The organism is Pseudolysinimonas sp. (genome assembly GCF_044239695.1).
In the GTDB taxonomy this organism is placed as follows: domain Bacteria; phylum Actinomycetota; class Actinomycetes; order Actinomycetales; family Microbacteriaceae; genus Pseudolysinimonas_A.
In genome coordinates this window covers 1-8,916 of sequence record NZ_JBIIAW010000110.1, presented here as the reverse complement: position 1 = coordinate 8,916, position 8,916 = coordinate 1, and the positions used below count along the sequence as shown (strand labels likewise).

8 protein-coding genes are annotated in these 8,916 nt (G+C 71.5%); 2 read left to right on the top strand and 6 right to left on the bottom strand.

The genetic code is table 11. The features are described 5' to 3' along the window. Window positions 1–76 precede the first annotated feature (76 nt). Entirely contained in the window at window positions 77–991 is a 915-nt protein-coding gene (locus tag ACILQS_RS13790; protein ID WP_395640705.1) for a tetratricopeptide repeat protein, read from the bottom strand. Between the two features lie 29 nt (window positions 992–1,020). Beyond that, window positions 1,021–2,829, bottom strand: a complete 1,809-nt coding sequence (locus ACILQS_RS13785) for a hypothetical protein (protein ID WP_395640704.1) — start codon at window positions 2,827–2,829, stop codon at window positions 1,021–1,023. Between the two features lie 208 nt (window positions 2,830–3,037). On the opposite strand from ACILQS_RS13785, the gene ACILQS_RS13780 reads away from it, so the two are divergent. Together ACILQS_RS13780 and ACILQS_RS13775 are read left to right on the top strand one after the other, a co-directional pair. Beyond that, window positions 3,038–4,861, top strand: coding sequence for a hypothetical protein (locus tag ACILQS_RS13780; RefSeq protein WP_395640703.1), 1,824 nt, complete (start codon window positions 3,038–3,040; stop codon window positions 4,859–4,861). 35 nt (window positions 4,862–4,896) lie between these two features. Then, window positions 4,897–5,955: an AI-2E family transporter gene (locus tag ACILQS_RS13775; protein ID WP_395640702.1), complete on the top strand. Its 1,059-nt coding sequence runs from the start codon at window positions 4,897–4,899 to the stop codon at window positions 5,953–5,955. A gap of 3 nt (window positions 5,956–5,958) precedes the next feature. Here the strand turns inward: ACILQS_RS13775 and ACILQS_RS13770 are convergent, their stop codons facing one another. The 4 genes from ACILQS_RS13770 to ACILQS_RS13755 form a co-directional block, all read right to left on the bottom strand. Then, the gene (locus tag ACILQS_RS13770; RefSeq protein ID WP_395640701.1) at window positions 5,959–7,200 is read right to left on the bottom strand and encodes an RNA polymerase sigma factor; all 1,242 of its coding nucleotides are present in this window, start codon (window positions 7,198–7,200) and stop codon (window positions 5,959–5,961) included. Then, entirely contained in the window at window positions 7,197–7,634 is a 438-nt protein-coding gene (locus ACILQS_RS13765) for a YciI family protein (RefSeq protein WP_395640700.1), read from the bottom strand. Before ACILQS_RS13765 ends, ACILQS_RS13770 begins: the two co-directional genes overlap by 4 nt. A 92-nt stretch (window positions 7,635–7,726) precedes the next feature. Then, window positions 7,727–8,443 (bottom strand): alpha/beta hydrolase, encoded by a 717-nt coding sequence (locus ACILQS_RS13760; RefSeq protein ID WP_395640699.1) that lies wholly within the window; start codon window positions 8,441–8,443, stop codon window positions 7,727–7,729. 9 nt (window positions 8,444–8,452) lie between these two features. Further along, window positions 8,453–8,737: a hypothetical protein gene (locus ACILQS_RS13755; protein ID WP_395640698.1), complete on the bottom strand. Its 285-nt coding sequence runs from the start codon at window positions 8,735–8,737 to the stop codon at window positions 8,453–8,455. Window positions 8,738–8,916 lie beyond the last annotated feature (179 nt).

The window sequence follows — 8,916 nt, the reverse complement described above, 5'->3', positions numbered from 1 at the left end:
AGGAGGCTATTTGCCCGAAATGGCCCACGTTCGAGACGAAAAGTGGGCCATTTCGGGCAAGTAGCGGATGTCGTGCTCAGTAGAGCAGCAGGGTGAGGCGACGGCGCGCGGCGGCGACGCGGGGGTCCTCGGAGCCGGCGATCTCGAAGTACTCGAGCAGGCGGGTGCGCACCGCCTCGCGGCCCTCGCCGTCGAGCGACGGGAAGAGGTCGAGCAAGCGATCGAACGCGTCGTCGAGGTGTCCGCCGCTCACGTCGAGGTCGGCGACGGCGAGCTGCGCCGCGACGGAGGCGGGAGCATCCGCTGCGGCCCTGCGCACGTCGTCGGCGACCGCACCGTCGAGGCGCTGGAGGAGGGAGGCCTGCGCGAGCCCGGCGACGGCGAGGGCGTCGCGCGGGTTCTGGGTGATCGCCTTCCGGTAGGCGGCGACGGCGGCCGCATAGTCGCCGGTCGAGATGGCGTCGTACGCCTCCTGGTGGAGCGGCGGCAGCGGCTCCTCGACGGGCTCGGCCGGTTCGCCGTCGGCGGGGGCCGCCGGGTCGAGCGAGCCGGTGATGCCGTTCTGCGCGGCGACCTGCAGCAGCTGATCGAACACCTGGCGCACCTGGTCTTCGGCCGGCGTGCCGACGAAGAGGGGAACGGGGCGTCCGCCGAGCACCCCCGCGGCTGCCGGGACCTCACGTACCTGGAAGGCCTCCGCGATGCCGGGGTTGGCCTGCGCGTCGACGGTCGCGAGCACGAGGCGTCCCCCGTAGGACTCGACGATCGGCCCGAGCGCGGGCGCGAGTCCGGGCGCGTACAGCTCGACGACGACGGGAACGCGAGCCGACAGTTCCACGATCTGCGGGAACGTCGCCTCGCTCACCTCGACGATGAGACCGCTCGCCGACGGCGGCGGTGTCGACCCGGGGGTGGGAGGAGGGGTGTTGGCGCGACGCACGAGGCCGGAGAGGTCGACGGCGCCACGCAGGCTCGGTCCAGGAATGCTCATCGGCTCAAGCTTGGCACTCGGACGGCGACTTAGCCGACCTCGGTGGCCGCGACGAGGCCCTGGGCGTAGCCGAGCAGCACGATCTCCTGATCCGACGCGACCGGCGGCACATAGAACAGCAACTGCACGCCGTAGGTGGCGACGATCCCGCGCGTCGACTGGGTCTTGCCGGAAAGCGCCTTCACCTGGCCGGACGGGTTGACGGCCGCGCCCGCTTCGACCGGTTTGACCGTCTCGACATCTTCGAGGATCACCGAGACGATCTGCCCCGAGTCGTTCGTGAGGAACGCGACCGGAGCCTCCTCGCCGGGACCGTTCGTGAACTCGACCGTGGCGCTCGTTGGGAGCTCGGCCCGGCGAGTGGTCTTGTAGTCGATTCCGATCGCCTCGCGCAGGCTGTCATCCTCGGCCTGGAAGAGGTCGGCGAACTCGCTCTCGTCGCCGTTGATCAGCACGTCGCCATACGCGTCGGCGAGCTCCTCGGGGGCGAGCAGACCGAGGTTGTTGCCGGGCGCGAGCGCGGACGACCCGAGCTCGGCGGGTGCCACATCGGGCACGGTCGCGATGAGGGTCACGGCGTACGCGACCTTGTAGTTCTCGCGCGGCGACTCCTGGATGAGGGTCAGCCCGACGGCCTGCACCCCTTCGGCGCGGGTGATCGCGAACACGCGGCGCGGCCAGGTGTCGGTCGACTCCGGCAGCATGACCGGCACGATCTCCGACGGGAGCGGCGCGAGCGGGGCAACCGCCGCGTCAGCCGTCCGGATCGCGTAGTTCGCGGTGCGCAGCGCGAGCGCGGGGCCGGTGAGACGCTGCCCGGCGAGGGCCGCATCCTTGGCCTCGTCGGCGTCGGCGACCGTGTCGACGACGTCGGTGAGGATGCCGGAGAACTGACCCGCCGTGACGGCCACCGGCTGCGGTCCGCCCGGCGGCGTCTCCGAGACGATCGGCTGCGGCTGGGCCTCCGTGGTGCAGCCCGCGAGGGCGAGGACACCCGCGGTGAGCAGACCTGCCGCGACGAAGGCGCGGCGGCGGCCCGATCCCGCGCGCGGGGCTTCCAGTTCCGGGGTGGGGGCGTCGCCGCGACGCTTCTGCGGCTTCAACTGCGGCGGCTTGGGTCGCTTGGGCAGCTTCGGGGTGGTGCGACGCGGGCCGCGTCCGCCCCGCGCGTGCACGAGCGCCCAGAGGAAGGCGCCGAGCCCGCCGAGCAGCAGGACGATACCGCCGACGACGAGGGGGCCGGAGGCCGGGGCCGAGTTGTCGAGCGGCCAGGTGATGCTCAGGTCGAGCGGCGGGGACGGCTCGTCGACGGCATCCACGGCGGTGCCGTCCTCGGTCGTGGCCTCGGGCGTCTCGACCGCCGCCTCGGTGCCGTCGCCCGCGGCGGGCTCGAGGGCGATGATCACCGAGATGCCGTCCGGCGCGTTGATCTTGCGGGTGAGCAGATCGGTGCCGGTGAACTCGCGCAACCAGAGGTCGGAGCCGGCGATCGACGGGAGGTCGGCGGAGCTCTCGCTGCCGTCGACGACGGTGGCGGTCAGCTCGCCGGTCTCGGCATCCCAGCCGATCTCGTTGTAGCTGGCCTCGCCCACCCAGGCCATCACGTCGGCGGTGCGCCCGTAGGCGAGCACGACGTCGCCGTCACCGGCGACCTCGATCGACTGGGTGCCCGCATTCGCGTTCAGCGTGGCGGCGTCGATGATCGTCAGCGGGGCGGACCCGGTGACGACGGTCGACGAGACGGAGGCCGGTCCGGCGAGGACGGTGCGCTGAGCGACACCGAGCCCGATGGCGGCGGCGGCGAGGACGAACGCGACGATCGCGACGACGAATCGCACGGGTGGATACCTCCCGGCGGTAGAAGACAAAGACATTCCAGAATAGCCACCGCCCTGGGCGTCGCCTGGGAGCGGGCTGGGACGGGAAGCTGTCCCCCGGGTTTATCCCCCGATTCCCGGGGCCGCGAGGGCCGTTACACTGACGAAGGTTCCCGCGCGGTCGGGGACGGCATCCACGAAACGCACACTTTCGACCGGGGAGTTCCACGTGGCATCCGAGGACACGGGTTTCAGCACCGAACTGCGGGGCTACAAGAAGGACGAGGTCGACTCGGTCGTCAGCGAGCTGCGACGCGATCTGCTCCGCGCCACGAACGAGAAGAACGACCAGACCAAGGAGATCAAGCGTCTCCAGGCGGTCACCGACGACCTCCAGGCCGAGCTCGACGAGGTCGGCAGCCCCACCTACTCCGGCCTCGGCACGAAGCTCGAGAACACCCTGCGGGTCGCGGAGGAGCAGTCCACGCGGCTGATCAGCCAGGCCGACATCGACGCCGAACGGATGCGCCAGGCGGTGCAGCAGGAGACGGATGCGCTGCGCGCCGACGCGACCGCGTTCGCCGACAGCACGGTCGCGCAGGCCCGTGCCGAAGCGGAACGCCTCGTTCGGGATGCCCGCGACGAAGCCGCCGCGATCGTCTCCGGCGCGAACGCCGAAGCCGAGACCGTGCGGCAGGACGGGCTCCGCGAAGCCGCGGCGACCCGGGGCGCCGCCGCGACCGAGGTCGCCGAGGCCCGTGCCGCCGGGAAGCGCGAGGTGGCGTCGCTGCGCGCCGAAGTCGACCACGAGCTCGCCGAACTGCGCACCGCCGCCCAGCGCGAGGTGTCGGATGCCCGGGAGGCCGCTGCCGCCCTCGCCCGCGAGACCGAACGCACCCGTGCCGAATTCGAGGCGGAGAGCCTTCGGCTGCGCACCGACCTCGAGCGCGAGCTCGAGGAAGCGCGCACCAACCTCGCGCGCGACACCGCCGACGCGCGTATCGCGCTCGAGAACGACACCAAGGCGGCCAACGAAGCGCTCGACGCCGACACCCAGCGTTCGCGCGCCGAACTCGACGCGGCGACGAAGAAGCAGCGCTCGGAGCTCGCCGCCGAGGCGGCCAGCACCCGGGGCGCGCTCGAAGCCGAGATCACGACGCGGCGCGCCGAACTCGACGCCGAGATCACCAGCCGCAAGGCCGCCCTCGACGCCGAGATCGCGCACGGCAAGGGAGCGCTCGAGGCCGAGATCACCGGAGCCCGCGACGCCTGGGCCGCCGAGTCGGCGGGCGCCCGCGAGTCGCTCGCCGCCGAACTCGCGCACGCCCGCTCCGAAGCCGAGAACGAGATCGCCCAGGCTCGGGCGACGCTCGCCTCCGACCTCGAGAAGCAGCGCACCGACCTCGCCCGCGAAATCGCCCGTCAGCGTGCGGAACTCGCGCAGGAGGTCGAGTCCACGCGCGCCCGCATCCAGCACGACACCGAGGGACTCCAGGCGAAGCTGCTGGCGACCGCCGAGCAGGCCCGCGCCGACCTGGAGGTCGAGCTGTCCGCCCGTCGCGACGCCGCCGAGAAGGAGTACGTCGCGAAGCACCAGGAGGCGGCCGCCGCGACGCAGAAGTTCCTCGACGAGGCCAACGCCCAGCTCACCGAGGCCACGAACTCCGCCGCCGCGCAGCGGGCCGAGGCGCAGCGCCTCGCCACGACGAGCAAGGCCGAGGCCACGGCGCTATTGGACGACGCCAAGGCGAAGGCTGCGGCCCAGGTCGACGAGGCCGAGAAGCGCGCGAAGGCCCTCGTCTCCGACGCCGAGCAGCGCGTGTCGAAGCTGGTCGGCGACGCGGAGGAGCGGCTCGTTCAGATCCGTCTCGAGCGCGAGTCGGTCTCCGGCTACATCCAGAGCCTGCGCGGCGTGCTCGCGTCGGCGGAACGGATCGCGACCGATCACGGATTCCCGGCCGGGGTCGCCGACGAGACGGGCGAAGTCGCGGTGGTCGACGAGAAGCCGGGAGACGTCGACGAGGACACGCGCGAGCGGGAGCACACGGGCTGACGGGGTGAGCGGCGGGAGCCGCTAACGTTGCCATCGTGAAGATCCAGAACCCGTTCCGGCTCGGCCTGCTCGCCGGCCTCGGCGTGCTCGTCGCCATCGTCATCGGCACCGCCGTCGGGTCGCTGGCGACCATCCTCACCTATGTCGGGGCGGCGCTGTTCCTCGCCCTCGGCATCGACCCGCTGGTCTCCTGGCTCGAGAAGCACGGCTGGAAGCGCGGCCTCGCCATCCTCACGGTGCTGGCGGGGTTGCTCGCGGTCGTCGCCGCGTTCGTGCTCGCCGTGATCCCCGTCATCGTCGAGCAGGTGGGCAACCTGATCGATCAGGCTCCGGCCGTCATCGACGCCGTCCTGAGCGGACAGGTCGAGACCTGGTGGGACGAGTACGTCCCGTGGCTGCCCTACCAGACGGCGCTCACCAACATCACCAGCTTCGTCGAGGACAACATCCAGACGATCACGGGCGGCGTCGTCGGAACGGTCATCGGTGTCGCGGGCGGTGCGTTCGGCGTCGTGATCGTGCTCATCCTCATGCTGTACTTCGTCGGCTCGCTCGCGAGCATCAAGCGCGGCCTCTACACGCTCGTGCCGGCGACGAAGCGCGAGAAGTTCATCGACATCGCCGAGCAGATCATGGACTCCGTCGGGCGCTACGTCGTCGGCCAGGTCTCCATGGGTCTGATCAACGGCGTCCTCTCGATCATCTTCCTCACGGTGCTCGGCTGGATCCTCGGCGAACCGATCGAGTACGCGGCGCTGCTCGCGTTCCTCGCCGGGCTGTTCTCGCTCGTGCCGCTCGTCGGCACGATCACCGGCACCGTCGTGATCTCGCTCGCGGTGTGGGCCTTCGACGGCTTCCCGGCGGTGCTCATCGTCGCGATCTACTACCTGATCTACATGCAGGTCGAGGCTTACGTGATCAGCCCGAACGTCATGAACCGCGCCGTGAAGGTGCCGGGGGTCGTCGTCGTCGTGGCGGCCCTCGCCGGCGGCACGCTGCTCGGCATCCTGGGTGCGCTCATCGCGATTCCCGTCGCGGCCTCGATCCTGCTCATCGTCAAGCAGGTCATCATCCCGCGGCAGAACGAGCTCTAGCTCTCAGGCGAGTGCGGCCGCTTTCCGCAGCAGCAGGTCGCGCTCGCGGTCGTTCGCCGTCAGTCGCGCGGCCTCGGTGAGATCGGCGCGGGCCTCGTCGACCCGCCCCAGGCGCGCGAGCAGCTCCCCGCGCACGCTCGGCAGCAGATGAGAGCCGCGCAGCGCCCCGGCCGCGGCGAGCGCCTCGACGAGCAGCAGCGCGTTTGCCGGCCCGGTGGCCATCGACACCGCGACCGCGCGATTCAGTTCGACGACGGGACTCGGGGCCACCCGGCCGAGAGCCTCGTAGAGCACGACGATCTCGTCCCACGCGGTCGCCTCGACGCTCGGGGCGACCGCGTGACAGCTCGCGATCGCGGCCTGCAGCGCATACGACCCCCGTCCGACGCCCCGACCCCGCGCCGCCGCGTCCGCGCGCTCGAGCGCCGCGATCCCCTGCCGGATGCGGCCCCGATCCCAGCGCGAGCGGTCCTGGTCGGCGAGCAGCACCGGCGTGCCGTCGGACGCTTCGCGGGTCGCGAACCGCGACGACTGGAACTCCATGAGGGCGACGAGGGCGTGCACCTCGGGTTCGCGCGGCAGGAGCGCGGCGAGCGCCCGGCCGAGCCGTCGCGCCTCGGCCGCGAGGTCGTCGCGCACCCAGCGCTCCCCCGTCGTCGCACGGTAGCCCTCGGTGAAGACGAGGTACACGACGCCGAGGACGGCGCCGAGCCGTGCGGGCCACTCCGCCGGGTCGGGCACCGCGAACGGCACGCGGGCCGCGGCGAGGGTCTTCTTGGCGCGCACGATGCGCTGCTGGATGGTGGCGACCGGCACGAGGAACATCCGGGCGATCTCCTCGGTCGTCAGACTCGCCACGACGCGCAGGGTCAGCGCGACCTGCGCCTCCCGGGACAGCACCGGATGACAGGCCGCGAAGACCAGGCGCAGCACGTCGTCGGGGATCGGCTCCCACTCGTCGTCGGACGCCTCGCCGAGATCACGGGCGAGCGCGCGATACCGGTCGTCGAGCCGGTCGCGCCGCCGCCATCCGTCGATCGCCCGGCGCTTCGCCACCGCGGTGAGCCAGGCACCCGGGTTGTCGGGGATGCCGGACGCCGCCCAGGACGCGAGCGCTTCCGCGACGGCATCCTGGGCGAGGTCCTCGGCGAGGCCGACGTCGCCCGTGAGCCGGGCCAGGGTCGCGACGATCCGCGACCCCTCGATGCGCCAGATCGCCTCGACGCGACGCGGGACCTCGGTCACTTCGTCGTCGCGGCGCGGGCGGCCTCCTGCTCGCGCCAGCCCTGCTCCTTCTGGAGGTACTCGTTGTCTTCGAAGCCGGCGAAGTCCGACTCGTCGGTCACCCGGCGGATCTCGGTCTTGGACCCCTTCGTGAGCGGCATCTTGAGCGCCCACTCGACGGCTTCCTCGCGGGTGGCGACCTCGAGGATGTAGAACCCGTTGAACAGCTCGTGGATCTCGCCGTAGGGGCCGTCGGTGACGACCGGCTTCTCTCCGGTGTTGTCGATCACGATGCTGTCGTTCGGGGCGAGCCCCTCACCGGCGACCATCACCCCGGCATTGATCAGCTGCTCGTTGTACGCGCCGACCTGGTTGATGATCTCCTCGAACGGCACCTCGCCGGCGAACAGTTCGGCACCGGCCTGGGGACGCATGATGAGCATGTACTTCGGCATTTCGATCTCCTCGTGTCGGGGCTCCTGATGAACCCTCTGCCTCAGACGTCGAACGGGACCGGCCCGGATCGACATCGCCGCGAGAGTATTCTTCAGGCTTCCCAGGTCGTGGGCAGCGGCAGGGCCGACGGGTTGACCCGCTGCACGATCTCGCTGAGGACGCGGGAGGTGTGCGTCTCCCCCACCCAGAGGTGCTTCGCGTCGTCGACGGCGACGAGGTCGACATCGGGCAGCACGGCGAACTTCTCGCGAGCCGCATCGGGCGCCAGGAAGTCGTCGAGCTCCGGGACGAGCGCCACGACGGGCACGCCGCGGTCCGCCCAGGGCGCCAGCTCCTGCGCGGTGGTGCGCCGCAACGGCGGCGACAGCAGGATGACGCCGGCGATCGGGTAGGGCAGCCCGTGCTTGAGCGCCACCTCGGTGCCGAACGACCAGCCGACGAGCCACGGATTCGGCAGCCCCCGCTCGGCCACGAACGCCAGAGCCGCCGCCAGGTCGAGGCGTTCGTCGATCCCGTCGCCGAAGGAGCCCTCCGAGGTGCCGCGCGGCGACGTCACCCCGCGGAAGTTGAATCGCAGAACCGCCAGGTCGGCGAGCGCCGGCAGCCGGGCGGCCATCTTGCGGATGACGTGGGAGTTCATGAACCCGCCGTGCGTCGGCAGCGGGTGGAGGCAGACGAGGGTCGCGACCGGATCCTTCTCGAGCGGCAGCGACAGTTCGCCGACGAGGGTGAGCCCGTCGTCGGTGTGCAGGTCGATGTCTTCACGCCGCGCGGGCAGCTCGACGCCGCCGCGGATCTCGATGCTCATCTCAGCCCCTCAGCCCCGGATCTTCCAGCAGTGCGTGTGCCAGTGGCGTCGGGCGGCGAGGTCGTCGGCTTCGCCCATGATGCCGTCGGCCCGCCAGGCCACCAGGTGGGCCGTGCCCGGCACGATGGGCTGCACGCAACCCGGGCAGGCGTAACTCTTGACGGCGGACGACGCCGACTGGGGCTGCACGTTCCACGCCCCGTCGCGCCGCACCTCGGTGCGCAGCCGTCCGGCGAGCACCCGCTCCAGATCCAGCTCCGCCGCCTCGTCCCGACGGCGGTTGGAGCGAGGCATGCTCCCACCCTAAAACCTCCGGCCCGCCCGCGGCCGGTTGCCCCGGGCTGGGGTTTCGATACACCGTGCTGCGCACGGCACTCAACCCGCGGGATGTCCGATGCGACTCGGCGGAGGGCGGCGTGAGATCGACGAGGCAATCGGGGCAGGGGTCCCCGTTCTTGCCTCGGCGGTCTCAC